Origin of the sequence: Bradyrhizobium sp. AUGA SZCCT0169, assembly GCF_018130085.1 — a bacterium.
In the GTDB taxonomy this organism is placed as follows: Bacteria; Pseudomonadota; Alphaproteobacteria; order Rhizobiales; family Xanthobacteraceae; genus Bradyrhizobium.
This window is the reverse complement of sequence record NZ_JAFCMC010000008.1, coordinates 1-24,268: the sequence shown is the minus strand read 5'-3', so window position 1 is coordinate 24,268 and position 24,268 is coordinate 1. Positions and strand designations below refer to the sequence as shown.

General features: G+C 63.2%; 30 protein-coding genes and 1 riboswitch. Of the genes, 13 read left to right on the top strand and 17 right to left on the bottom strand.

Annotation, left to right across the window (positions count from 1 at the left end; all coding sequences use genetic code 11):
• Window positions 1-110: 110 nt before the first annotated feature.
• Both JQ609_RS11965 and JQ609_RS11960 read right to left on the bottom strand, forming a co-directional pair.
• Window positions 111-485 carry a response regulator gene (locus JQ609_RS11965; RefSeq protein ID WP_192738305.1) on the bottom strand — a complete coding sequence of 125 codons (375 nt, stop codon included), beginning with the start codon at window positions 483-485 and terminating at the stop codon, window positions 111-113.
• Window positions 486-523: 38 nt separating this feature from the next.
• A complete protein-coding gene (locus JQ609_RS11960; RefSeq protein WP_212273572.1) occupies window positions 524-1,399 on the bottom strand; it encodes an MJ0042-type zinc finger domain-containing protein in 876 nt (291 codons plus the stop codon).
• A gap of 225 nt (window positions 1,400-1,624) precedes the next feature.
• Here JQ609_RS11960 and ftsE point away from each other — a divergent pair, with 225 nt between their 5' ends.
• The 3 genes from ftsE (at window position 1,625) to JQ609_RS11945 (ending at window position 4,078) form a co-directional block, all read left to right on the top strand.
• Window positions 1,625-2,284 carry a cell division ATP-binding protein FtsE gene (gene ftsE / locus JQ609_RS11955; RefSeq protein WP_192738303.1) on the top strand — a complete coding sequence of 220 codons (660 nt, stop codon included), beginning with the start codon at window positions 1,625-1,627 and terminating at the stop codon, window positions 2,282-2,284.
• Window positions 2,277-3,248: an ABC transporter permease gene (locus tag JQ609_RS11950; protein WP_212273571.1), complete on the top strand. Its 972-nt coding sequence runs from the start codon at window positions 2,277-2,279 to the stop codon at window positions 3,246-3,248. The genes ftsE and JQ609_RS11950 overlap by 8 nt, the downstream gene beginning before the upstream one ends.
• 116 nt (window positions 3,249-3,364) lie before the next feature.
• A complete protein-coding gene (locus tag JQ609_RS11945) occupies window positions 3,365-4,078 on the top strand; it encodes a YdcF family protein (protein WP_212213551.1) in 714 nt (237 codons plus the stop codon).
• Window positions 4,079-4,091: 13 nt separating this feature from the next.
• Here JQ609_RS11945 and JQ609_RS11940 read toward each other — a convergent pair whose 3' ends face one another.
• Window positions 4,092-4,814, bottom strand: a complete 723-nt coding sequence (locus JQ609_RS11940) for a hypothetical protein (RefSeq protein WP_212273570.1) — start codon at window positions 4,812-4,814, stop codon at window positions 4,092-4,094.
• Window positions 4,815-4,897: 83 nt separating this feature from the next.
• Window positions 4,898-5,494: a gamma-glutamylcyclotransferase gene (locus tag JQ609_RS11935; RefSeq protein WP_212213573.1), complete on the bottom strand. Its 597-nt coding sequence runs from the start codon at window positions 5,492-5,494 to the stop codon at window positions 4,898-4,900.
• 186 nt (window positions 5,495-5,680) lie between these two features.
• On the opposite strand from JQ609_RS11935, the gene JQ609_RS11930 reads away from it, so the two are divergent.
• From JQ609_RS11930 to JQ609_RS11915, 4 genes are all read left to right on the top strand, one after another.
• The gene (locus tag JQ609_RS11930) at window positions 5,681-6,868 is read left to right on the top strand and encodes a DUF2125 domain-containing protein (RefSeq protein WP_212273569.1); all 1,188 of its coding nucleotides are present in this window, start codon (window positions 5,681-5,683) and stop codon (window positions 6,866-6,868) included.
• Window positions 6,869-7,103: 235 nt separating this feature from the next.
• Window positions 7,104-7,328, top strand: coding sequence for a hypothetical protein (locus JQ609_RS11925; RefSeq protein ID WP_212213579.1), 225 nt, complete (start codon window positions 7,104-7,106; stop codon window positions 7,326-7,328).
• Between the two features lie 429 nt (window positions 7,329-7,757).
• Window positions 7,758-8,012: a hypothetical protein gene (locus tag JQ609_RS11920; RefSeq protein ID WP_212213582.1), complete on the top strand. Its 255-nt coding sequence runs from the start codon at window positions 7,758-7,760 to the stop codon at window positions 8,010-8,012.
• The gene (locus JQ609_RS11915) at window positions 8,005-8,283 is read left to right on the top strand and encodes a hypothetical protein (protein WP_249119135.1); all 279 of its coding nucleotides are present in this window, start codon (window positions 8,005-8,007) and stop codon (window positions 8,281-8,283) included. Before JQ609_RS11920 ends, JQ609_RS11915 begins: the two co-directional genes overlap by 8 nt.
• Window positions 8,284-9,291: 1,008 nt before the next feature.
• Here the strand turns inward: JQ609_RS11915 and JQ609_RS11910 are convergent.
• The 9 genes from JQ609_RS11910 to JQ609_RS11870 form a co-directional block, all read right to left on the bottom strand.
• Complete coding sequence (locus tag JQ609_RS11910) at window positions 9,292-9,438, bottom strand: hypothetical protein (RefSeq protein WP_212273568.1); 147 nt, start codon at window positions 9,436-9,438, stop codon at window positions 9,292-9,294.
• A gap of 81 nt (window positions 9,439-9,519) precedes the next feature.
• Entirely contained in the window at window positions 9,520-9,678 is a 159-nt protein-coding gene (locus JQ609_RS11905) for a hypothetical protein (RefSeq protein ID WP_212213587.1), read from the bottom strand.
• A gap of 131 nt (window positions 9,679-9,809) precedes the next feature.
• The gene (locus tag JQ609_RS11900; protein WP_212213590.1) at window positions 9,810-10,706 is read right to left on the bottom strand and encodes a L,D-transpeptidase; all 897 of its coding nucleotides are present in this window, start codon (window positions 10,704-10,706) and stop codon (window positions 9,810-9,812) included.
• Window positions 10,707-10,724: 18 nt separating this feature from the next.
• Window positions 10,725-11,759, bottom strand: a complete 1,035-nt coding sequence (locus JQ609_RS11895; RefSeq protein ID WP_212273567.1) for an amino acid ABC transporter substrate-binding protein — start codon at window positions 11,757-11,759, stop codon at window positions 10,725-10,727.
• A gap of 154 nt (window positions 11,760-11,913) precedes the next feature.
• The gene (locus JQ609_RS11890) at window positions 11,914-12,531 is read right to left on the bottom strand and encodes a HutD family protein (RefSeq protein ID WP_212273566.1); all 618 of its coding nucleotides are present in this window, start codon (window positions 12,529-12,531) and stop codon (window positions 11,914-11,916) included.
• Between the two features lie 21 nt (window positions 12,532-12,552).
• Window positions 12,553-13,602: a malate/lactate/ureidoglycolate dehydrogenase gene (locus tag JQ609_RS11885; RefSeq protein ID WP_212213599.1), complete on the bottom strand. Its 1,050-nt coding sequence runs from the start codon at window positions 13,600-13,602 to the stop codon at window positions 12,553-12,555.
• Window positions 13,603-13,625: 23 nt separating this feature from the next.
• A complete protein-coding gene (locus JQ609_RS11880; RefSeq protein WP_212273565.1) occupies window positions 13,626-14,567 on the bottom strand; it encodes a prephenate/arogenate dehydrogenase family protein in 942 nt (313 codons plus the stop codon).
• Window positions 14,568-14,574: 7 nt separating this feature from the next.
• On the bottom strand, window positions 14,575-15,672 hold the full coding sequence (gene hisC, locus JQ609_RS11875) for a histidinol-phosphate transaminase (RefSeq protein ID WP_212273564.1): 1,098 nt from the start codon (window positions 15,670-15,672) through the stop codon (window positions 14,575-14,577).
• Window positions 15,673-15,702: 30 nt separating this feature from the next.
• Window positions 15,703-16,551, bottom strand: coding sequence for a chorismate mutase (locus JQ609_RS11870; RefSeq protein ID WP_212273563.1), 849 nt, complete (start codon window positions 16,549-16,551; stop codon window positions 15,703-15,705).
• A gap of 163 nt (window positions 16,552-16,714) precedes the next feature.
• Window positions 16,715-16,794: riboswitch (SAM riboswitch) on the top strand.
• An 87-nt stretch (window positions 16,795-16,881) separates the two neighbouring features.
• On the opposite strand from JQ609_RS11870, the gene JQ609_RS11865 reads away from it, so the two are divergent.
• The gene (locus JQ609_RS11865) at window positions 16,882-18,084 is read left to right on the top strand and encodes a homoserine O-acetyltransferase (protein ID WP_212213626.1); all 1,203 of its coding nucleotides are present in this window, start codon (window positions 16,882-16,884) and stop codon (window positions 18,082-18,084) included.
• A gap of 1 nt (window position 18,085) precedes the next feature.
• Window positions 18,086-18,754 (top strand): methionine biosynthesis protein MetW, encoded by a 669-nt coding sequence (metW, locus tag JQ609_RS11860; protein WP_212213628.1) that lies wholly within the window; start codon window positions 18,086-18,088, stop codon window positions 18,752-18,754.
• 93 nt (window positions 18,755-18,847) lie between these two features.
• Here metW and JQ609_RS11855 read toward each other — a convergent pair whose 3' ends face one another.
• The gene (locus JQ609_RS11855) at window positions 18,848-19,717 is read right to left on the bottom strand and encodes an alpha/beta fold hydrolase (RefSeq protein ID WP_212273562.1); all 870 of its coding nucleotides are present in this window, start codon (window positions 19,715-19,717) and stop codon (window positions 18,848-18,850) included.
• A gap of 241 nt (window positions 19,718-19,958) precedes the next feature.
• Between JQ609_RS11855 and JQ609_RS11850 the strand changes: the two genes are divergently transcribed.
• The 3 genes from JQ609_RS11850 to JQ609_RS11840 all read left to right on the top strand — a co-directional run bounded on the left by JQ609_RS11850 (window position 19,959) and on the right by JQ609_RS11840 (window position 21,943).
• The gene (locus tag JQ609_RS11850) at window positions 19,959-20,648 is read left to right on the top strand and encodes a TIGR02594 family protein (protein WP_212213632.1); all 690 of its coding nucleotides are present in this window, start codon (window positions 19,959-19,961) and stop codon (window positions 20,646-20,648) included.
• Between the two features lie 161 nt (window positions 20,649-20,809).
• Window positions 20,810-21,289: a Crp/Fnr family transcriptional regulator gene (locus JQ609_RS11845; protein WP_212273561.1), complete on the top strand. Its 480-nt coding sequence runs from the start codon at window positions 20,810-20,812 to the stop codon at window positions 21,287-21,289.
• A gap of 282 nt (window positions 21,290-21,571) precedes the next feature.
• Entirely contained in the window at window positions 21,572-21,943 is a 372-nt protein-coding gene (locus JQ609_RS11840) for a hypothetical protein (RefSeq protein WP_212213636.1), read from the top strand.
• 193 nt (window positions 21,944-22,136) lie between these two features.
• Here JQ609_RS11840 and JQ609_RS11835 read toward each other — a convergent pair whose 3' ends face one another.
• Window positions 22,137-22,370: a hypothetical protein gene (locus tag JQ609_RS11835; RefSeq protein ID WP_212213638.1), complete on the bottom strand. Its 234-nt coding sequence runs from the start codon at window positions 22,368-22,370 to the stop codon at window positions 22,137-22,139.
• Between the two features lie 11 nt (window positions 22,371-22,381).
• Window positions 22,382-22,684 carry a plasmid stabilization protein gene (locus JQ609_RS11830; protein ID WP_212213648.1) on the bottom strand — a complete coding sequence of 101 codons (303 nt, stop codon included), beginning with the start codon at window positions 22,682-22,684 and terminating at the stop codon, window positions 22,382-22,384.
• Between the two features lie 483 nt (window positions 22,685-23,167).
• Between JQ609_RS11830 and JQ609_RS11825 the strand changes: the two genes are divergently transcribed.
• Window positions 23,168-23,383, top strand: coding sequence for a hypothetical protein (locus tag JQ609_RS11825; RefSeq protein WP_212273560.1), 216 nt, complete (start codon window positions 23,168-23,170; stop codon window positions 23,381-23,383).
• Window positions 23,384-23,740: 357 nt separating this feature from the next.
• Here the strand turns inward: JQ609_RS11825 and JQ609_RS35525 are convergent, their stop codons facing one another.
• Window positions 23,741-23,875: a hypothetical protein gene (locus tag JQ609_RS35525; protein WP_283813689.1), complete on the bottom strand. Its 135-nt coding sequence runs from the start codon at window positions 23,873-23,875 to the stop codon at window positions 23,741-23,743.
• Between the last annotated feature and the right edge of the window lie 393 nt (window positions 23,876-24,268).

Below are 24,268 nucleotides of genomic sequence, written 5' to 3'. Positions count from 1 at the left end.
TCGCATAATACACTTGTCATACGCGGGCTTGACCCGCGTATCCATCTTCTTCGCGAGAGTCTTTCGAGCGGGATGGATGGCCGGGTCAAGCCCGGCCATGACAGGTTAAACTACCCCTTCCGCGCCGCCAGCGCATCGGCGACTGCGGTGCGGATATCGGCCACCGAAAACGGCTTTGTCACCACGTCGTGCACGATCGCATTGAGGCCGGAGGCGCGTTCGCGCTGATCGGCAAAGCCGGTCATCAGCAAGATCTTCAGGTCGGGAAAATCGCGTGCCGCCGCCAGCGCCAGCGCGATCCCGTCCATTACGGGCATCTGGATGTCGGTGAGCAGCAGGTCGAACGCACCCTTTTCGCGCGCCAGGATATCAAGCGCCTCGGCGCCGTCCTCGGCGGTTACGGTGTCATGGCCGTCCATGGCGATGGCGCGCGCCACCAGGGAGCGCATCGAGTCTTCGTCGTCGGCAATCAATACACGCGGCATGGCAACAGCTCATTTGCGAGCGGGACGTCCGGCCAATTTTACGCGCGGCCGGCGGCCAGATCCCGCTTGTTGAAGAAGCGTACATCAATATTGCGGCCTTCGGGCGGCGGCGACGCCAGCCGCGACTTGAAGTAGGCGCGCTCGCCCGGCTTCAGCACCGGCTGCTCGAGCACCGCGTTCCAGGCATAGATCTCCGCGCCCTGTTCGTCGCGAACGCTAAAGCGCAGCCGCGGCAATTCGACCGGCTTCCTGGTCTCGCCGACGATCACGCCTTCGATGACCAGCACCGGCTTGCCGTCGACGGTCTCGTTGGTGATCTTGATGTCCTTGAACGACAGCCCGCGCAAATTCACATCTAACCCGACCATCCTGTAGAACGTCGCGGTCTGCGGCAGCAGGCGCACCACGTCGGTGCGCCAGAACATCAGCGCCACGACCACTGCGCCCATCGCGGCGCAGGCGACGGGAGCGCTGACGGACGGCATCCGCATGGACGGCAGTTTGGGCAGCCGGAACAGCTTGGCCAACCGCGAGCGGTGGGTGGAAAGCGCCTCCTGATGCGCCTCGGCATCCTGCTGGGCGACCGACGGCCAGTCGGCTTCATTTCCCCGGGAACCTTCGCCTTCGGCCGGCCAATCGGCCGAAATCGACGGGCTGTCGACCACGGGGGGCTCCTGGGCCTCTTCCTGGCGGGCCATGGCCTCCCACTCGGCGACGGCGTCCGCCTCGGCATTTCCGGTTCCCTGGCCGGCTTCCGCCATCGCCGGCACGGCAGGTGCCATCTCGACCGCGTCCTCGGGGCGCGCCAGCCAGGTTTCCTTGCAGCGGGAACAACGGACGGTCCGGCCGGCGGCACCCAGGGTGGCCAGCTTGATCGCGTAGGATGTTGTACAATGGGGGCAGACGATGTGCATGGAGCCCGTTTCCACAGTGTCTTTGGGCCGATGCTACCTAGCGACCGTTAACGAATCGGAAACCATAACGGTCGCACAACCGTTTTGTCCGGCTCGCGCCCAAAAACTGGGCTGCGAGCCCAAGGGTACTGTCAAGGGTACTGGTAGGTACGGGTTTCCGGTCGAGGCCCAGGCAAACGTCGAAGCCGAGGCAGAAGCCGAGGCCCATCTCGAGCGGAGCTGAGCTTGGTTCGGTTCGAAAATGTTGGATTGCGCTACGGGCTCGGCCCGGAGATTTTGCGCGACCTGTCGTTCCTGATCCCGGCCCATTCCTTCCAGTTCCTCACCGGCCCGTCGGGCGCCGGCAAGACCTCGCTGCTGCGGCTGTTGTTCCTGTCGATGCGGCCGACGCGCGGTCTGGTCAATCTGTTCGGCCACGACGTCTCGCTGCTCGGCAAGGACCAGATTGCGGATTTGCGCAAACGCATCGGCATCGTGCTGCAGGATTTCCGCCTGCTCGATCACATGACGACCTATGAGAACGTGGCGCTGCCGTTCCGCGTCATGGGGCGGGATGAATCCAGCTACCGGCGCGAAGTGATCGATCTGTTGAAATGGGTCGGGCTCGGAGAGCGCATGGATGCGCTGCCGCCGATCCTGTCCGGCGGTGAAAAACAACGCGCGGCGATCGCGCGCGCGGTGATCTCGCGGCCGCAATTATTGCTCGCGGACGAGCCGACCGGCAGCGTCGATCCGACGCTGGGCCGAAGGTTGTTGCGGCTGTTCATCGAGCTCAACAAGTCGGGCACCGCCGTGATCATCGCGACCCACGACATCACGCTGATGGATCAGTACGAGGCGCGGCGTCTGGTGCTGCATCAGGGACGGCTGCATATCTATGAGTAGATCCGGTGACGAGCATGGTCCGCTGGTCGATCTCGGGCACGAACGCCCGCAGGTCCCGGCGCGGGCGCGCAACATGTCGCCGATCGTGCCGCGCGCCTCGATCTCCGGCCGCGCGCTGGTCGCGGTGGTCGCGATCATGACGTTCCTCGCCTCGATCACCACGGGCACCGTGCTGCTGGTGAGCGCGTCGGCGGCGGAGTGGCAATCGGAAGTCGCCAGCGAAATCACCATCCAGGTGCGCCCCTCGGCAGGCCGCGATCTCGACCGCGATGCGATCGCGGCCGTTGAGGCGATGCGGGCGCAGCCCGGCATCGTCGAGGTCCGGCCCTTCACCAAGGACGAGTCGGCCAGATTGCTGGAGCCGTGGCTCGGCACCGGACTGTCGATCGAGCAACTGCCGGTGCCGCGCGTCATCGTCGCGCGCGTCCAGCCCGGCGCCACGCCCGACCTTGCTGCGTTGCGCGCCCGGATCATGCAGGTGGCGCCGTCAGCCAGCGTCGACGATCACCGCGCATGGATCGAGCGCATGCGCTCGATGACCGGGGCGACGGTATTCGCCGGCATCGGCATCCTGGCGCTGGTGATCGTAGCAACCATCATTTCGGTGTCGTTTGCGACGCGTGGCGCGATGGCGGCGAACCGCCCGATCGTCGAGGTGCTGCATTTCGTCGGCGCCGGCGACAGCTACATCGCCAACCGCTTCCTGCGGCATTTCCTCAGGCTCGGCCTCGAGGGCGGGTTGATCGGCGGCGGCGCTGCAATGCTGGGTTTTGGTTTCTCGGAATCGATCGCGAGCTGGTTCTCGGGCACGCCGGTCGGCGATCAATTTGCCGCGCTGCTCGGCACGTTCTCGCTGCGTCCGTCCGGCTATCTGGCGCTGGCGGCGCAGGCGGTGCTGATCGCGGCGATCACGGCCTGGGCCTCGCGGCGGACGCTGTTCGCGACGCTGGACGACATTGATTGAAGCGTTTTCGAGCGAAGCAATGGCCGGGGACTTGATCCGGGGGAGGGCACCGGACCAGACTCCACTTCGCCCAAAAAACTTCTAGAATTGCGCGGGGAGAGGACAGCAAGAACTGCATGCGTGTGCAACCCGACGATACGTCGCGACAAGCGCCGGCCGTGCGGCCGCGAGGGTGGCTGCGTGCGACCATCGTCGCCACGCTGGCGCTCGGCTTCGTCGGCGCGGCAGTGGGCTTCATCGGCTTCCTGTCGCAACTGCGCGGCGTCGAAATCAAGCCGGCCCGCAATGCCGACGGCATCGTGGTGCTGACAGGCGGCTCGTCGCGGGTGTCCGATGCGATGGAATTGCTGGCCGGCGGCTATGGCAAGCGGCTCTTGATTTCGGGCGTGCACCCGACCAACGCCGCCAGCGACATTTCCCGCACGCTGCCCGACAACCATTCGCTGCTGCGCTGCTGCGTCGATCTCGACCGCTCGGCCGTCAATACGCGAAGCAACGCGGCGGAGACGCGGCGCTGGGTGAAAGACCGCGGTTTCAAGTCGCTGATCGTGGTGACTTCGAACTACCATATGCCGCGGGCGATCGTCGAATTGTCGCATGCGATGCCTGATATCGCGCTGATCCCGTTTGCGGTGGTCGGCGAAAAATGGCGCGACGAGCCATGGTGGACCTCAGGTACGACCTTCCGTCTGCTGCTGTCGGAATATGTGAAATACGTTGCGGCGGAGGTGCGGGTCCGGCTCGCCGATATCGGCATCGAAGTTTTGCCCGACGATCAGCCGCCCGGTTCGACGGCACCGCGCCGGCCGGCCACCGCGCAGGCGAATTGACCGCAGGCGCTGCCTAAGCCGCGCAGATCAGTTTCAGCTCGGCTTCGAACCGGATGCTTCGCTTGCCCGCAAGCGCAGTCCCCTCGAGGGTGCCGCCCTCCGCATCGCATGTCCCGGAAAACCCGATTCCGATTTCATGCCCGCCAAAGACCGGGTCTTCACCCCGCGCCGGGGTGTGTTCCTGATTGACCATCTGGCCTTTCCAGCGGCCGCCGGCTGATGAATACGACCCGAGGTAATAGAAGAAGGCATCGCCGCCGAGGATGCGGCCGTTGCTGAGCAGCATGACGCCGGTCAAGCCGCCGGGCATGCCGTCCAGGATTTTGAGGTGAATCGAGTACAGCCCGTTGGAAATGCCGCCTGCGCCGATCGTGCCGGGGGCCGCGAGTTCGCTCTCGTCGAGCGGCGTCATCACGGATCGAAACGTCGCGCTGGGCATCTGCGGTGAGCCGCCCTCGAAACAAAACGCGTTTCCGACCGCCCGTCCGGTGACCGCAATGGTCGAAACGTCGGAGCCGAGCAGCGATTGGTGAGCGGCACCAAAATTGTGCCGGCGGCTGGTCACCTCGACGGCGATCTCCTCGCCGTCGAAACGATAGGTGCCGATATGGGCGAACCCCGAATTGCCCCCCAGGAGCTTGCCGTCCCGGACGTAGCTGACGCTGCGTCCGACGGCTTCGTTGACCCTGAATTCGCTTTTGAAGAAGCCGTCGAAACGGCGTGATGTCGTGCCCATGCGGGACACCTAGCCCAGAACGCCATTTGCGTCACCCCGTTTTCCACCCTGTCAATGCAGGGGGGCGAAAATGCCGCAAATGCCTATTCCGCAGGCGGTTTCCGATGCACCACCGGGTGCGAATCGTGCAGCATCAGTGCCAGCTGGTGCAATTGCGTATCGCGAAAGCCTTCGGCCTCGATCGCTTTCACGGTCGCCAGCACATAGTCGCGGTTGACGCCGGACTGGCCGTGACCCTGCAGCACGTGACGCAACTGGTCCGCCAGCGATAGCCGTCCGGCGTACTGCACATGGCCGCGATCGACCACATAGGCCAGCGCGCTGACGCGCTGCCGCGCCTCGTTCTCCAGCCACAGCGAGCGCTTCACCTCGCGGTAGACGGACGTCACCTGTTCGCGCTCGCGTAGGTAGGCGACGGTGGCGGCGCGGTTCTGCTCCGCGACCCGGAATGCGATGCCGCGGCAGGCGCCGCCGCGATCGAGCCCGAGCACCAGGCCGGGCTTTTCCGGGGTGCCGCGATGGACAAACGAATAGACGCAGAGCGCGCGATGCTCGCCGATCAGCCGGGCCGGCACCCGTTCGACGAATTCGAAGCCCGGCCGCCACATCAGCGAGCCATAGCCGAACACCCAGAGGTCGCCGCTGGAGAATTCCGAATCTTGCAGGGTCATTGCGGACATCGGCACAAGCGTTTTCGAGCGAGCATGCCCTCGGACTTGATCCGGGGGAGAGACCGGTTCGCGTAAAGAAAACGCGTCCAAACGAGGAACGGCTACCAGAAGGGGAGAAGCGAAGCAAATTCAGCGGCTTTTGCCGGGGCCGGTACCCGCTTACATTTGACAAAATCATCAGCCAAAGGTCGCCGCATGGCTGACATCACCCCTGCGCCGCGCCGGCGCCCGCTTTGGCGCCTTTTCATCTTGCCCGCATTGCTGGTGGTCGCAGCCATCGCCTGGAGCGGTTTCTGGTTCTATGCGGCGTCCGAGGTCGGCGTGCGCGCCGATGCGTGGCGCGCGCAGGAAGCGAAGGCCGGCCGGATCTATGATTGCGGCAAGCGCTCGGTCGCGGGCTATCCGTTCCGCCTCGAAGTCCGCTGCGAGGACGCCAGCGTGACGCTGGTCTCGCAGACCGCGGGCGCGGGCGCGCCGTTCACGGCGCGGCTCGGCGAGATCATGGTGATCGCCTCGATCTACCAGCCGAAACTCCTGATCGCCGAATTCAAGGCGCCGGCGACGATTGCCGATCGCGGCCAGCCGCCGTCGCTGAAGGTGAGCTGGAGCGTTGGCCGCAGCAGCGTGGCGGGGCTGCCGGCCGTTCCGGAGCGCGCCTCGATCGTATTCGAGAATCCCTCGATTGAGCGCGTCAACGGACCGGTGCAGACGCCGCTGGCGCGCGCCAACCGTGTTGAACTGCACGGCAGGCTCGCGGAGGGATCATCGATTGCAGATCCGGTGATCCAGACCGCGCTGCAGATATCAGGGGGCAGCATTCAGGAATTGCATCCGCTGCTGGCGACGCCGTTCGAATCCGATGTGCAGACCAAGCTCAGCGGCCTGAAGGATTTCTCGCCGAAGCCGTGGCCCGAGCGCTTCCGCGAAATGCAGGCCGCCGGCGGCAAGGTCGAGATCGTGCGCTCGCGGATTCAGCAGGGCGAGCTGGTCGCCGTGGCCGCGGGAACGCTGGGCCTCAACGCGCAGGGGCAGATCGAGGGCGAGTTGCAGATGACGGTGACGGGTCTGGAGCGGGTGATTCCGGCGCTGGGTATCGACAAGATGCTGGAGCAGGGCGTACCGCAGGCCACGCTCGATCGCGTGGCGCCCGGCGTCAAGAGCCAGGACCTCACCAATCTGTTCGGCGCGCTCGACAAGGCTATTCCGGGTCTAGGCAAGGTCGTCAAGCAGAACACCAATGTCGGCGTCGCCGTCGGCATCAATTCGCTCGGCACCGCAGCCGAACTTGAAGGCAAGAAGGCCCGCAGCTTCCCGCTGCGCTTCGTCGACGGCGCGGTGTTCCTGGGGCCCCTGAAGGTGGGCCAGATTCCGCCGCTGTTTTGATTCCGCTTTGCCCATCCCCGTCGTCATCCCCGAGTGAACGCTAGCGTCCATCCGAGGTGCGCGTTCTTGCGTGTCCGATTTTCGATCGAATAGTTCCTCCTCTGGAACAACCTTCAATCATCGAGGTGAAGTTCACGATGCGTGATTTCTGTCACGGCGATCGCTGAACCGTTCGGACATCCTGACGGTGGTTGCGGGATGATCCCGCACCTCAACAGATGGATGGAGAACTGGAATGACGAACGTCACGAAAAACGATGCAGCCAATCATGAGCTTTCGATCGATGAACTCGACGCTGCGGCTGGCGGCTTCTGGAAGGAACTGGGCGTCGCGATGGGTGCCGGCGGCGTGACCGGCGGCATGGGCGGTGCGGCGGTCGGCGGCATCGGCGCGGTGCCGGGCGCCATTGGCGGCGCGCTCCTCGGCGGCATCGGATATTGCATCAGCGCACTCTTTTGAGCTGATTGCGCAAGGCAAGGCGAGACTGTCGGATCGTTCTCGATTCAGCAGTCTCGCCTTGGCGATGGCCTTCGCGACGTCATGAGAGGGCGTCGCTTTTTTTGACGCGGCCGCCGGTTTGCATCGGCGCGCCACGTCGGTGCGCTGAGCCGGGATCGAGCTGGCGAAAAATGACCTCGCATCATTAATCGCCTTGGATATATATCGTTCAAGTGATCTGCTCGGCGCAAATGGAGTACTCCGTGAAAGGAGTGCTTTACCCCCGAGGAAATGTTGCGCCCGGAAGCACTTTGGTGCTCGGCTAAGGCAGCTTCCGAAATCGAGTCCAGGGAGAGGTAAGGCCCGTGACGGCCGCCAGACGTCTCTAACAGCATGGCAAATTGCAAGTTCGGAACTCACCACAAGAGAGGTTGTCCGCAGGAGGAGCAGATGACGCAGCGCCCCTCAGGAGCAATGAAAATCTTGGGTGATCAAAGCCCACCGACAGGCAACTCGGTGAGAGCGTATGAATGGGAGCTGTCGCTGCTGAAATTTCATCGCCAGGCAGAAAGCGATGCGCTCTCAATACCTGATCCCGGTCCAGCGGGCTTTGACTTCGTCCTGCCGGACGACCCCGAGGCCGAAACGCTGTGGGCTCTGGCCAAAGATGTCATGTGGCGGCGAGCTTTGATGAAAGATGGCTAGTAGCGAACGACTGCTGATGGCCCTGCAATTCCACCGTGCCGTCGATAGTTTGGAAATCTGGAGCGCGAGCAGCGACGGCTTTTCGTTCGTGATCACCCACGAGAGCCGTGCCGGCCCCGGCTTTCACGGACGGCCCGGCTACGTAGCGTCGTGGCGTCCGCTTTATCAGGGCAGCGGGGCGATCAAGATCGGCGGATCGCCTTTTGCAACGTTCGAGGAGACCGAGGAAGCGTGCAACCAGATGCTGAAGCATCTGACGAGTGAAAGCTGATGTGGAGGCTTTAGATAAATTACGATGAGGCCGGTCGCTAAACCGTTCCGGATCTCATGAGGCTTCCAAACAGGTGGGGTGGTCAGAATTGACCAGCCTCCAGGACGCAAATGTCGTTTGGTAATGTACGAGCGTTGCGCCAGGGCCGCCCCTGCGCCGCGCTCAAGACGGCCCCAGTGCTCTCCAGCCCCCGCGCTGGGGCCGTTCATTTCCAGGCCGCTAACCCGGTCGCAGGCGGGTTCAGTCCTGAGCAGTGGTCGTTGCGCCACCGCATTTTCGCCTAACAATGATGGGTATGTGAACGCAGGGCAGGGTTAAAAAGCCGGAGCCCTGTCATGTTGAGACTAGTATTTGTTGCGTCCGTACTCGTTGCCATTTCTTCAACCGCATCCGAAGCACGTCCGCCCCGCATCGTTGCTCAAGCGCCGGGATGCAACGTAACCATGCCGTGCGACTTTTCGAATTCGCCAACACGACGCGTTGGTCCGAACGCTTACGGCCGGGAATCGCAGAGCACAGAACGGCCGGCAATTCTGCCGCGTAATGCAAGGGCGGAAGCAAATAGCGGGCGTGGTCAGATCGTCGGTGGGCGCCCAGCCGGTTGTCCCCGCTCTTTCTGCGGCTGCGGCGCATCCATGCGGGTGTTCGGCCGTATCGTGCCCGGATTAAATCTTGCCTCCAACTGGCTGCGGTTCCCGCGGACGGCGCCGGCGCCGGGAATGGTTGCCGCGCGACGCGGGCACGTCTTCGTCCTGGAGCAGCATGTCGGAGGTGATATGTGGATGGCGTACGACGCCAACTCGGGTGGCCGCGCAACGAGAATCCATGCGCGCTCGTTGCGCGGGTACACAGTCGTCAATCCGCGCGCGTAATCCAACAACTCTTGTGTCGACAAAATGAAGTTCGCGGGCTGTTGCCCGCGATACCTCGATTCAGAGGTCCGTTGCGCCACCGTCTGCAAAGTGTCTTCCGGAAAACAGAACTTTCCGAAAGGGGCTTGCAGTACTTTCAACGGGTGATCTTGTGAACCAGCGACTCGATCGCAACGCGGAAGGCAATGGCGACCACGATGAGCGGCTGGTAGAGAGTGCCGCCCGAAGCCGCATCGAGTTCGTCGACGGTCAGTTCGTGCTCTTCGGCGTTCAGCTTTTCCATTCTAGTCTCTCCAGTTGCAACGAGACGTATTGCGAGCGCCTTCCGAAGAAATCATGACTTTCCGAAAGGCGCTCCGAGACTTTACTTGGTGACTTTTTCGACGATCTTGTCGATGCCCATTCGGATCCCGGTGCCGACAAAAAATGAACCCACAACGACGGGAATCCAGATGAAGCCGCCCGAGACGGCGTCAAGCTCGTTGGTCTTCAGTTCGTCGGCTTTGGTGTTCAGCTGTTCCATTTGAGTCTCTCCTGTTGTCGGGGGGAGGGAAAATTCCCGCCATCCGTCGAGGAGGTGTATGCGCTGCAGGTTCAGTTGGCTGTGATGATCGTCACATCCGGACGTCGTCGGTCCGAAATCTCGACGCGCGCCTAACTGACGAACACCACCCGCGTCTCCAGCGAAACCCGGCGGTACAGATCCTCGACGTCGTCATTGACGAGCCGGATGCATCCGGAAGCCACGAGGTGGCCGATGGTCTTGGGCGAGTTGGTGCCGTGGATCAGCAGCCCGGGCTTGTCCAATAGCAGCGCGCGGGCGCCGAGCGGGCTGCCGGGCCGGCCGGCGGAGGCGGCCAGCGCGTCGGCGTCCCGGGCGTTTTGCGCCGAAGACCGCCAGTCCGGCCATTCCAGCTTGTTGGTGACGCGGAAGAAGCTGCCGCCCTTGAGGCATTCCTGCGCAATCCCGATGCCGTAGCGGCGCGCGGAATTGTTGGAATCGATCAGATAAAGAAAGCGGTTTTCCCGGTCGATCACGATCGAGCCGGGAACCACGGTGGTGCGGTAGAACACCACTTGCCGCTGCAGCGAGAACGGCAGGCCTTCGCCGGTGGAGCCGCCGTCCTCGCCGGCCTTCAGATCGGCCATCACGACGTCCTCGCGCGTGCGTGCCGCTTTCGGCGGTGGCGGCGCAGTCACGCTGGTGGCGATGTTGGCCGGGCCTTTGGTCGCGACATATCCGTACATGAAGGCCGCCAAAGCGATGGCGAGTGCAAGCGCACCGGCGCCGAACGCCCATGGCTTCCAGTTCGCGCCCTCCGACAACACTTCGTTGATTTGAGCGGCGTCGCGGCCTTCCTCGATGGCGACCTCATCCTCGATGCGCCGGATCGCGGCCTCAAGGGCGGCGACGTTTGAGGCGGCGGCTTCGCGGGTGAGGTGGGACGACCTCGTTATGAGGTCATAGGCGTCCTTGTAGATCTTGTCGCGGCCGAGGGTGTCCTTGCCGGCAACGGCCTTGGTCAGCAATGCATAATAATCCACGGTCATGGCCTGACCCCTGAAGAATTATCTGACGGGAGGCGCGTACTGGATGCCGCCCTGGGTCCAGAGCGCATTCAGCCCGCGCGGAATGCTGAGTTGCGACTGCGTGCCGACGTTTCTCTCATAGACCTCGCCGTAATTGCCGACGGCGCGCACGGCGCGCGCGGCCCAGTCATTGGCAACGCCCAACTGCGCGCCGAACTCGCCCTCGGTGCCGAGCAGGCGCTTTATGTTGGGATTGGCTGATTTCACCGCATCGTCGATGCCAGCCTGTTTGACGCCAAGCTCCTCGGCATTGATCAATGAATAGAGCGTCCACTTGACCAGGTTGAACCATTGGTCGTCGCCTTGCCGCACCGCGGGTCCCAGCGGCTCCTTTGAGATGACTTCCGGCAGGATGATGTGGCTGTCGGGCGCAGAAAGTTTTAGACGCTCGGCGTAAAGCTGCGAGACGTCGCTGGTCAGCACGTCGCATTTGCGATCGTCATAGGCCTTGAGGCTTTCCTCGGCGGTGGCGAGCGCCAGCACCTTGAGCGGCATATCGTTGGCGCGGAAATAATCCGCCAGATTCAGCTCGGTCGTGGTGCCGGTCTGGGTGCACACGGTCTTGCCGCCGAGCTGCAGGGCGGTGTCGATTTTGGCGTCGCGGCGCAGCAGAAAGCCCTGGCCGTCGTAATAGGCGACGCCGGCAAACATCAGGCCGAGCGAACTTTCCCGCGACATCGTCCAGGTCGAGTTGCGCGACAGCACGTCGATCGTCTTCGACTGCAGCGCGGAAAAGCGCGTGGCGGCATCGAGCGGCGTGAACGTCACTTTTGCAGGGTCGCCGAAGATCGCAGCGGCCACGGCGCGGCAGATATCGACGTCGAAGCCGCTCCAGACGTTCTTGTCGTCCATGCTGGAAAAGCCGAGCAGTCCCTGGCCGACGCCGCAATTCAGCGTGCCGCGTTCCTTGACGGCAGTAAGTGTCTGGGCCCGTGCCGGATCGCCGCTCGCAAACAGCAGGGCCAGCAACGCGATGACGGGAAAGATGATGGGTCGCTTCTTGGAGCCGGACATTTCTTCCCCGCGATCGGTGGCTGCAGCTTCTTCAAGTGGCGGCAAGTTCTTTGGCGGAAGTGATGTTGGCAAGCTAACACAAGTGGCAGCGTTACCAATGTGTTTCCGGAATGGGGGAACTGCGCCGGCGACCGTCATCGTGACGCGTTCCGGATCAGCCGGATGTCCGTGCCACGGGAATAACGCTGGCGACGATGGCGGTGCCAAGCCGGTTTGCGACCGCAAAACTTTCTCCGGCATCGATGCGCATGGCGTGGCCGGCCGAGATCTCGCGGGCCTTGTCGTCGATCGACAGTTCGCAAGAACCTGTCGCGGCATAGATGATGTGAACGCCGGCCGGGCAGGCGTGTGTTGCGTCGCCCAAAAGGCAGCAAAGGTCAATCGCCACGCGCGAGCGGTCGCCGATCAGATTGACGACTTCGACGGGGCCGGCTTCGAGCCGGCTGACAATACTGGTTTCTCCGGTAAACCGGACCGGCCTGAACGGCTGCCGGACGTCGATCTCTCCAACGGGTGTCCCGAGCACGAGCCCCTGGCCGGAAACCAGCACCAGCTGGCGGTCATAGCCGCTGAGGTCCGAGAACGCGCCCGGCGTCACGATGGCGGTCCGGCTGAAACGCCAGATGATTCCTTCCCAACTGCCCGGTGCGAATCCAGGGAGCATGGATGCGGCGATATCGATCGTGACTCCGCCGCCGTTCTTCCAGGGCATATGCCGGTAGCCGGCGGGATCGAGCGCCGTTAGCTGAATCCCGCCGGCAGAGGATGTCATTGCATTCCCCCGAACGGTTGCTCAGCTATCGATCCGGATCTGATAGCGCTGGGCGATATCGGACAATTGGCCCCAGGTCGTGTCGTCGATCTCGATACCCTCGGCGATCCGCGCAGCCCGCGCCAGCCGCTCGGGCTCACCGGCGACCAGCACCGGCAAATCCTGCTCGGCGGGCTTGGCGGACTTTACCCACGAAATCATGTCGTCGATCTCGGCCATCATGCTGTCGCGCGTCGATAGCCTGATAGGGTCGATCACGATGCTCAGCATGCCGTTGATGATGCCGCGCTCGGGCGGCGTCGATGTGGTGACGCTTGGCGAGCCGACGATAGCGCCGGCCAGGAGTTCGCACACCAGCGCCAGACCGGAGCCCTTGTGCTCGCCGAACGGCAACACCACGCCGCGCGGGTCGGTGTACATGACGGAAGGGTCGGTGGTGGGCTGGCCCGCATGGTCGAGCAACGCGCCGTCGAGCATCGGCTTGCCGGCATTATGCGCCACGCGCACTTTTCCCAGCGCCACGCGGCTGGTGGCGAAATCGAGCAGGATCGGCTCGTTGTTGTCGGTGCCGGGAATCGCAATGCAGACCGGGTTGGTCAGGAATCTTCCTTCGCGGCCCCGGAACGGCGCAACGCCGGGCGAACCCGAAGCGACATTCACAAAATGCAGCGCCACCATGCCGGCGCGGGCGGCGATCTCGCCATAGGTGCCGACGCGGCCGATATGGTGCGCGTTGCGCAAGCCGTTGACGGCGACGCCATGTTTCCTGGCCGCCTCGATCGCCCATTCCACCGCCTGGCGCGCGACCACCTGGCCGTAGCCGGCGCGGGCATCCCATACCGAGATGGTGCCGGTGTCGGAGACGATCTCGGGCGCCTGGTTGATCCTGAGCGTGCCGGCGTCGAGGTCGCGCACATAGGCGACCAGCATGCCGACGCCATGGCTGTCATGGCCGCGCAGATTGGCCTCGACCAGATGCTCGGCCACGATGGCCGCTTCCGTCGGCGAACTGCCGCCAGCCGTGACAATTCGGTTGGTAAGGGCAAGCAGCTTCGAATGGTCGATGATCATGCTTCACTCCGTCGTGAGCCGGTCTACTCCGGCTTCTTCGTTAAATTCGCGTGCGGGCGGCCGAAGTCGGGCGCCGCTGAATCCTGGCCGATCTCGACGATGCCGCGGCGGATGGCGCGGGTGCGGGTAAAATGCTCGAACAGCGCCTCGCCGTCGTTGCGGCGGATCGCCCGCGTGAGTTTTGAGAGGTCCTCGTTGAAGGTGCCGAGCATTTCCAGCACCGCTTCCTTGTTGGCGAGGAACACGTCGCGCCACATCGTCGGGTCCGAGGCCGCGATGCGGGTGAAATCGCGAAAACCGCCGGCGGAGAACTTTATGACTTCCGACGACGTCACCTGCGCCAGTTCGTCGGCGGTGCCGACGATGGTGTAGGCGATCAGATGCGGCAGATGGCTGGTGATCGCGAGCACGAGGTCGTGATGATCCGGCGTCATGATCTCGACCTTGGCGCCGAGGCCGGCCCAGAACTCGCGCAGCTTTTCCACCGCCGCCGCATCCGTGCCTTCCGGCGGCGTGAGAATGCACCAGCGGTTGATAAAGAGTTCGGCGAAGCCGGAATCGGGACCGGAGTGCTCGGTGCCGGCGACGGGATGGGCGGGAACGAAGTGGACGCCCGGCGGGATATGCGGGCCCATGTCGCGCGCGATGGCGCCCTTGACCGAGCCGACGTCGGAGACGATCGCGCCTTGTTCGAGGAACGGCGCGATCTCCTCGGCGACCGGTCCGCAGGCGCCGACGGGGATGCAGAGGATCACGAGGTCGGCGCCCTTGACCGCTTCTGCGTTGGTCTCCAGCACGCGATCGACCACGCGCAATTCTTCCACCCGCGCGCGGGTCTTGGCCGAACGCGCCGTGGTGACGATCTCGCCCGCGAGACCCTGCGCGCGCGCGGCGCGGGCGATCGAACCGCCGATCAGGCCGAAGCCGATCAGCGCGACGCGTTTGAAGAGAGGTTCAGTACTCACTTGATGCTCACTTGCCCGCCATAAAGTCTTTGAGGCCATCGACGACGAGGCGATTGGCCTCTTCGGTGCCGATCGTCATCCGCAGCGCATGCGGCAGGCCGTAATTGTTCAGCGCCCGCAGCACCAGCCCGCGCCTGGTCAGATACGCATCGGCGTCCGCCGAGGTCTTGCCCCTCTCCTGCGGGAAATGGATCAGCACGAAATTCGCCACGCTCGGCGTCACCTTCAGGCCGAGCTTGGAAATTTCTTCGGTCAGCCAGTTGCGCCAGTGCTCCGTGAATGTCTTCGACATCTGGACATGCGCGGTGTCCTCGATCGCGGCGACCGCCGCCAGCATCGCCGGCGTCGAGACGTTGAAGGGCCCGCGAATCCGGTTGACGGCGTCGACGATGTTGGCCGGGCCGAACATCCAGCCGATCCGCAACGACGCCAACCCGTGAATCTTGGAGAACGTATGCGTCACCACGGTGTTTTCGGTGGTCGCCACCAGCTCGATGCCGAGCTCGTAATCGTTGCGCGAGACGTAATCGGCATAGGCGGCGTCGAGCACCAGCAACACGTGATCAGGCAAGCCGGCGCGCAGCCGCTTGACCTCGTCGAACGGAATGTAGGTTCCGGTCGGGTTGTTCGGATTGGCGAGCCACACCATCTTGGTGCGCGGCGTTACCAGCTTCAGGATCGCATCGACATCGGCGGTGAAATTGGTCTCGGGCGCCACGACATTTTTGGCGCCGTTCGCCATGGTCGCGATCGGGTACACCAGGAAGCCGTGGCTGGTCGAGATCGCCTCGTCGCCCTGCTTGAGATAGGTGTGCGCCAGCAAATTGAGGATTTCGTCCGAACCGGCGCCGCAGATGATGCGGTTCGGATCGAGCCCGAAGACGCGGCCGATCGCCTCGCGCAGCACGCGCGACGTGCCTTCCGGATAGTCCTCCAGATGCCCAGCCGCTTCCCTGTAGACCGCCATCGCCTTCGGCGACGGGCCGAACGGCGTCTCGTTGGCGGACAGCTTGAACACCTTGCGGCCGGGCTCGGCCACCGGGCTCTTGCCGGGGGTGTAGGGCGCAATATCGAGAATGCCGGGGTTCGGCACGGGGCGGGACATCTTCTGGCTCCGGATCGTAGGGCGTCTATTTTAGGATTTGGCCGCCCCGTTCGGGGGCACCGTATAGCGTGTTGCGTGGCTGCCGACGAGGGCTGCGGAGCGCACCGACGCGCCGGTCTCGATCAGGGCGGTTTTGATCTTCTCAAGTCCGATGCCTGATATCGACACCAGCAGCGCGGCGCCGTCGAAGGCGGTATCGGGTACGGCGACGATGTCGGCAAGCGGCGCCAGCGCGCGCGCAATCTCGGCGTTCCAGCCGGAGACGCGCACGCTCCAGGTCTCGACTTCGGTCACCATGGCGTTGTCGGCGACGCGCGAGACGACGAACACCGGCAACGCCGCCGGATGGTCGGCGCGTTCGAGGAACGGCACCCGCGCGATGATCTTCGGCGCGCCGGCAGCCTCGAGTTCGATCCACCACGGCGTGCGGCTCGACGTCGCCGAGACCAGCGCCAGGTCGCCCTTCGATTTCGCCACCGCTTCAACCGCGGCCTGCGCGCTGAAATGCGCGACGTATGGCACCACGAAGCCGAAATGAAACCGCGCCGAATCCCGCATCGCGGATTCGCCTACCGAGACGTCCGCATGCACCGAGAACGGCGCCTGGACGTAGGTGAAGGTCGAGATGATGACGCGCCAGATGCTCTCGATGGTGTCGATCGGGAGGATGCCGCGGTGACGCTCCACCAGCCGCCGCATCATGTCGGCCTCGCGCGCCGGGCGGAACGCAGAGCCGACCTCCTGGGTCTCTTTCACCTGGATCAGCCGATCGATGATGTCGCCACGCGCCATCAGCAGGCGGTGAACCTGCTCGTCGATGCTGTCGATCTCCTGGCGCAGCACCGCGAGCGAGGGCGGGGCGGGGGGTGCTTTGGACATGTTCTAGCCTTTAGCGCCGGGGGGCGAAATCACCGGCAAATACAAGGACATTGATTAGGAAAGACAGCCGCCGAAAGCAAAGAGAAACATCGCCATTGGCGGGCTCGCGGGCGGGTTAACCTTGGGGCCTGCCTTGACGAAAAGCTCCCTTCGGACTAGCTTTAGCCCATTCCGTGGTCATTTGAGCCGGCCGGCTTGCAGCCACGTTAAACAACTCGCTAAACAGGCCGGGGACAGAAGTGATCCCGGTCGAACCTTTGTTCAGGCCGGGTTTTTTTATGGCCTGATTTCTGTCCGGGAGGACCTCAGCTTTCGAGGTCGGTGGCCGAGATGACAAACGTTCAGTCGATACCAAGCCCCTCGATCCACAATGAGGATCGGGCCCATGAGGCGGATCATCCGACCTCGCAGGTCGCGAAGTTCGGCGCTGACCAGCCGCTCAAGCTCGATTGCGGCGTCGACCTGGCGCCGTTCCAGATCGCCTACCAGACCTATGGCGAGCTGAATGCGGACCGCTCCAACGCCATCCTGGTTTGCCATGCGCTGACCGGCGATCAGCATGTCAACAATGCGCACCCGGTCACCGGCAAGCATGGCTGGTGGGACACCATGGTCGGCCCCGGCAAGCCGCTAGACACCAACCTCTACTTCATCATTTGCAGCAACGTGATCGGCGGCTGCATGGGCTCGACCGGCCCGGCCTCGACCAACCCGGCGTCAGGCAAATTGTGGGGCCTCGATTTCCCGATCATCACCCTTCCCGATATGGTGCGCGCGCAGACCATGCTGATCGATCGTCTCGGCATCGAGACGCTGTTCTGCGTGGTCGGCGGCTCGATGGGCGGCATGCAGGCGCTGCAATGGACCGCGGCGTATCCGGCGCGCGTGTTCTCGACACTGGCGATCGCATGTTCGACGCGCCACTCGGCGCAGAACATCGCATTCCATGAGCTTGGCCGGCAGGCCGTGATGGCCGATCCGGATTGGCGCGGCGGCCGCTATTTCGAACATGGCACGCATCCGCATCGCGGCCTCGGCGTCGCGCGGATGGCCGCGCATATCACCTATCTCTCCGACGCCGCCCTGCACCGCAAGTTCGGGCGGCGGATGCAGGACCGCGAGCTGCCGACGTTTTCGTTCGACGCGGATTTCCAGGTCGAAAGCTATCTGCGCTATCAAGGCTCGTCGTTCGTCGAGCGCTTCGACGCCAACTCCTATCTCTATCTGACGCGCGCGATGGATTATTTCGACATCGCCGCCGACCATGGCGGCGTGCTGGCCAAAGCGTTCAGCGGCATCCAGACCCGCTTCTGCGTGGTGTCGTTCACGTCGGACTGGCTGTTCCCGACCGCGGAATCGCGCGCGCTGGTGCATGCGCTCAACGCGTCGAGCGCGCGGGTGTCGTTCGCCGAAATCGAAACCGACCGCGGCCATGACGCCTTCCTGCTCGACGTGCCCGAATTCTTCGACATTTCCCGCGCTTTCCTGCGATCCGCAGGCACCGCGCGGGGCCTGAAAACGGCGGGTGGTTGATATGTCGCTGCAGCAACAGACGTTACCTTTCACCGGCGTGGAGCCGCATCGCACCGAAAACCTTCGCAGCGATCATTTGCTGGTCGCCGAGATGGTGCAGCGCGGCTCCAAAGTGCTCGACGTCGGCTGCGGCGATGGCGAACTGCTGCAGCTATTGGAAAGCCGCGGCATCGACGGGCGCGGCATCGAGCTGTCGCGCGAGGGCGTCAACCGCTGCGTCGCCAAGGGCCTTGCGGTGGTGCAGGGCGACGCCGACACCGACCTCGTCAATTATCCCGACGACGCCTTCGACTACGTGATCCTGTCGCAGACGCTGCAGGCGACCCGGCAACCGAAAGTGGTGCTGGAAAACCTGCTGCGGATCGGCCATCGCGCCATCGTCTCGTTCCCGAATTTCGGGTTCTGGCGGATGCGGCTGCAATTATTGGTCGGCGGCCACATGCCGCGCACCGAAAACCTGCCCGCGACCTGGTACGACACGCCGAACATCCATTTCTGCACCATCAAGGATTTCGTGCAGCTTTGCGACGAGATCAACGTCAAGATGGAGCGCGCGGTGGCGCTGGATCTCTACGGCCGCCCGCTGCGGCTGAATTTGCCGTGGTGGTTCTGGAACATGTTCGGCGAGCAGGGTGTGTTCTTGCTGAGCCGGGCGGAGAAGGGGAGATGACGCCGTAGGCGTCATCCCGGGATGGTCCGAAGGACCGGACCCGGGATCTCGAGATTCCGGGCCTTGATGCTTCGCATCGCCCCGGAATGACATTTACGTTTGAGGCACCATCGACCTCGCATCTCGCACCGGCCACCTCCCGGCCTCCACCAGCGCGATAAACCGCTCGACCATTTCGTTGAACAGCGCGGGCTCTTCCAGGTTGAGCACGTGGCCTGATTTCGGGAAGAACGTCAGCCCCGCCGCCGGCAAATGCTGCTTCAGGAACAGGCTCGGCTCGATGCAATTGTCGTCCTCGTCGCCGCAGATGATCAGCGCCGGTGTCGGCACGTTGCGGATCGCTTCCGTGAGGGTGTAGATCGAGGGCCGGCCGCCCTGAAAACTGCGCATGGTGTTGGCCGAGCCTTTGGCGTCATGGCGCGCCAGCGCGGCATAGAAATCGGCGTGGCCGCGCGGGTCTTTCACCAGGAACGGAATCCGGCTCGGCGCCTCGCGCGTCACCTTGGCGACCTCCACCGAGCCGATCCTTTCGTACTGCTCGGCATTGGCCAGGCATTGCTTGCGGAAGGCTTCGAGATTTTCGATTGCAGAGCCGGAGCCGACGCCGGCCAGTGTCATTGACAGCGCGCGCTCCGGGGCGTTGAGGCCGATCTGCAGCGACGAATAGGCGCCCATCGACAGGCCGATGAAATGTGCCTTTGCTATCCCGAGATGATCGAGCACGGCGAGCGCGTCGGTATAGAAATGCTCGTAGGTGTAGACGTCCGATGTCGGCGGCACGTCGGAAGGCGTATAGCCCCGCGCGGAATAGGCGATGCAGCGGTGGCCGCGCGAGAAGTAGCGCATCTGCGGCTCCCAATTGGTGTGGTCGGCCGCGAATTCATGCAGGAAGATGATCGGCGTCCCGGAGCCCGCCTCTTCGAAATACAGGCGGACATTATCGCTGGTGACGGCATAGGGCATTTGAGGTTCCTCTTGGTTTTGGCGCGTTCTCCGGCCCCGAAAATTGCAGTTAATGCTCTGGGCCGCAATGCGGCAGCCCGGTTGGTTTTTGGCCATAAAATGACCGCGGAATCACCCCGGAATCGTTTCCGCACCGCCGCATGAAATCTTCCTCTCGCCACAGCCAAAAATTCAAACCGGTCGCCGCGTTCGTTTGTCTACGAACGTTGCGGGATTTCGGGTCTGTCATCGAGGATCAAAGATGCTTCAGTTGTTTGCGTTCCGCCGGTCGCTCCGTGTCCTTGCGCTGGCGTTGTGTTCGGTCTCCATCGCCGTCATTGCCACGCCGGCCTCCGCCCGGCCCCACCATGGCGCAGGGCGCCACGTCCGCGGCTACCACGCCGGGCACCATGCACGGCATTACGCCCGCCACCATCACCGGAAGATCGCGCGCCTGTCGCGCTGGGAACGCAGCGTCGCGAAAATGCAGGCCGGCGGCTTTGCCGATGCCAACGCCAACGCTGATATCAACGTCACTTTCACGGATCAGAACTCAACCCTCACGCCCCCCGGCGGCGTGATGGCGCCGGTGAGCTTCGGCTCTTCCAATGTCGTCGCTGAGGCGCGCCGGTATCTTGGCGGCAATCCGACCGGGCGCGGCAGCCTGTGGTGCGCCCGCTTCATGAACATGGTGCTGCAACATTCCGGCTATCGCGGCACCGGCTCGGACATGGCGAAATCGTTCGCCAGCTACGGCCAGCGCGTCTCAGGCCCGCAGGTCGGCGCCATCGCCGTGATGACAAGGGGCCGCGGCGGCGGCCATGTCGGAGTCATCACCGGCATCGACGCCAAGGGCAACCCGATCATGATCTCCGGCAACAACGGCAACCGGGTCCGGGAAGCGCCGGTCTCGCGCGGCCGGATCTACGCCTACGTGATGCCGACGAGCTGAAGTCGCCATTGGGAACGAACCACCGGATGGGCACAGGCGCGTCGGCGCCGTGCCCATCATGGCCTCGCCGAAGCAAGCCGGCGGACCGCCTCCGCCCTCGCTGAGCAGCCCGTCGGGCCTGGCCCGCTTGCCGCCGCCGGGCGCGCGGGTATATTGGCCCGATGGCTGTCAGCTCCCCAGATCTGAAAGCGTTCCTGCTCGCCACGCCTTTCTTCGGTGGCCTCTCGGACGCAAGCCTCGATCTCCTGATCTCAATGCTGGCCGAGCGCCGCTTCGACGCCGGCGCCACGGTGGTCGCGGAAGGCGAGCCGGGCCGCTCGATGTTCATCGTTCACGCCGGCCAGCTGGTGGTGAGCAAGCTGCTGGAGTCCGGGCGCGTCCTACGCATGACGGGTCTCGAGCCCGGGGACTTTTTCGGCGAAATGACGCTGATCGAAATGCAGAACCGCTCGGCCACCGTCGTCGCGGAGAGCCCGACCTTGCTGTACGAGCTCACGGCCCGGCAACTCTACGCGTGCTACAAGGCCGACATCCACGCCTATGTGATGGTGATACAGAATATCAACCGCGAGCTTTGCCGGCGGCTCCGCCGTGCCGACAGTCGCATTGCCGAGTTGCAGATGCTTCGCGCCAGTGAATGACGCAGCCTCGCGTGCATCAGGTGGGCTGAGCTAGCTACAGGGCGCAACATCAAGCCTGACGGTCAAATTAAGACTCTCATTTGGTCCGACGGGCAAATCAGGATCCTCGTTTTAGCCCGACGGGAACATCGGAACCTTCGGTCGATCAGAGCGGGAACCGGCGGGCTTGGGCCTGCGCATTGCAGCCGCATTGGTTTCACTGAATGGCCACATCGGAATCAGACCCCAACCAAACTTCGTGGATAAGGAGTCCCTTCAGTCAAACTGAAAAAAGGAGTGAGCATGCGCATCGTTACGGCATCCGTCATCATTGCCGCCCTCTCTCTGGGCGCGCCAGCTTTCGTGCAGGCACAGGGAAGCCCCTCGCAATCCCAGGCAAGCCCCTCGCAATCCGAGGCGCAGCCTTCGCAGTCCAGCACGGTCATCCGGAGCATCCAGGTCGTCGACGTCAAGGATCTGCAGCCGGCGGTGCGCTCGAAAGTCGATGAACTCGTGGCGCAGACCCGCGAGGAAGACATTCAGTCGCTTCGCAAGTCCATCGACGCGACGCCGGAAGCGGCATCTGTGCTCAAGGCCAAGGGCCTGACTTCGTCACAAGTCGTGGCCATCAACATCGCCGACGGCGTTCTCACGATGTTTGCCAAGACGGCCTGACCGAGACGATCTGCGTAGGATGGGTTGAGCACTTCGCGAAACCCATCAACTGCACTAACGCAGTTTGCGAGTAGGTGATGGATTTCGCTGCGCTCTACCCATCCTACGAACTCGAACTCGCGCCCTGAGAAAGCCCGCCGGGCGTGAATCCGGCGGGTTTAATGGCGCCATCCTGGTTGAAGCACGCCAGTTATCAAATACGGTCGCGCAACCCGGTGACCCCGTCGTTTTGAGCGCAATGGTCGCAGCAATAGAAGGTGCCGGCCTTTTCGAGTCCATGCCCGACGATGCGCGTTCCGCACCGCTTGCAGGTTGGTGCAAGGGCAAAAATGGCGCACTCAAAGCTATCGAAAGTGTGCGATTTGCCGTTCATCACGACCTGAAAAGCCTTGTCGTACGAATTTCCGCAGGTCTCGCAACTGGCCATCTCTCGCCTCCTTAAGCTGCACGTCGTTTACGGGTCTGTGCCGCCTTCTTCGCCGACCGGGAGCGTTCTGCCGCCGGGCGTTTCGCGGCGGCCTTTCCACCGAGCTTGCCGCCCTTGCGGGACGGGGCGTGGTCCACCTTCTTGCCCCGCCCGGACCCGCTCTTTTTGCCGCCATGGGTTTCCGCGTTCACGGTAGCCCAGGCCCGCCGCTCGGCTTCGTCGTGGGAAACGCCGCGCTGCTCGTAGCCGTCCTCGATGTGCTCGGCCTGACGCTTTTGCTTGTCGGTATAGGCAGATTTGTCGCCGCGAGGCATGAATCCCTCCTTCGTTGGTTGATGCAAAAACACCATCGGTGCTGGAGAGTTCCTATCGATGCTTCCGTGCTTAATGCCGCTTGAAGTACTGAACGTCGCGTTCATGCTTTTCAGCCGCGGCGCGGGACTTGAACGTGCCGAGATTTCGTCTCTTCCCGGTCTTGGGATTGATCTTGCGGGAATAGAGCCGGTATTCGCCCGAACTAATTTACGGATCATGACGTTTCTCCAGAGCCCCCAAAGCACACTTGTACGATGAACGCTTTGCGCACATGGCAACAAACGGCCTCCCGATCCCCCTGGTTCCCCGCTCGCTGTCCGCCAATCCGGCCGCAAAAAAAATCGGCCGGAAATAGGAACGACTTTTCTCCGGGCACGTTAATTGTTCGAGTGATACAACGAGGGAGAAATCCACCGGAAATATCATCTCAAAAGCCCCGTCAGTTACACCTGTAGCTGGCGGGGTTTTGGTTAGGAGGCCCGATGTATGCGCTGTTCGAAGGCGACAAGCAGGTCGGAAGTGCCTTCCCTACCGAGAAGGAGGTTTGGGAAGCCGCTCTGATAGAGGGGCTTGTGATGGACGTTCCGGTTGCGGATGAGGAAGGCGGCCAGGTGATTCCCAGCGGTTATCACGTCGCCAGGGTCGAAGAGCTCTGCGACCCGCGGCCCGATTGGAAACTTCCGCGCGATATTTCCTGACGCCGGCGCTTTGTGAAATCCACGAGAGCGTTTTCCAGCGAAGTGGACACCGGTTCGCGTAAAGAAAACGCGTCAAAACAAGAATCTGGAACCCCGTTCCGATTCCATCGGAACGGAAAAGGCTCTAGGCTCTACGCAATCCAGTAGATTGCCATTCCGACAGCCACGAGGGCCATAACCCCAGCGGCCAACATCCCGTAGTTCCGCTCTGCCTCGCTCGGCAACGCTTCTCTCACGGCGTCCTCATGAATCAGATCGTGTTTCATAACGCACCTCCAGGTTAAAAACCGAAAGCACGAGTCGCTCCGGCCCTCGAAGCGGGCTAACCAGAAACTCCCACCCGACGGCCCAGGCCGTTCACGTCACCAGATCGACAAACACGTTGAGGATCGACACGATCAGCCCGGCTGAAGCAACCGCCGTGCCGAGGTCGACGACCTCGATGAGCGCCTGCCGCTGTTCGTCGTCCAACAGTGAGAAGACTTTGCGCATGATGGTCCTCCACCCCATGCCAACTTTCTGAGCGGCCGCCGGTTCCTTTTGGGAGGCACTATGCCCGCGAACGGGCAGAGCAGGCGACAGAACGAACCGACGGCCGCGCCCGGCGTAGCCTTGGCACCCTGTCCGCCGTAGCTCAGCGAGCGAAGGCGGAAGCCGGGACAGATCAATTCTGAGTTTCGGAAATCGTGTCAAGTAGAAAAATTCTGCAAATCAAAAATATTTCTATTGTCGGCCGACCCAAATCAGTGCGCATCTATCGCCATCCCGTCCTGGTCAGAAGGGCGTCGGCCGTCGTCACGGACGTTGGGCGGGTTGCGATGGACGCTTGTTTACGCTGAGACGATGGCGTGGATTAAGCGTACGGCAAAACCGTGTGGTCCTGGC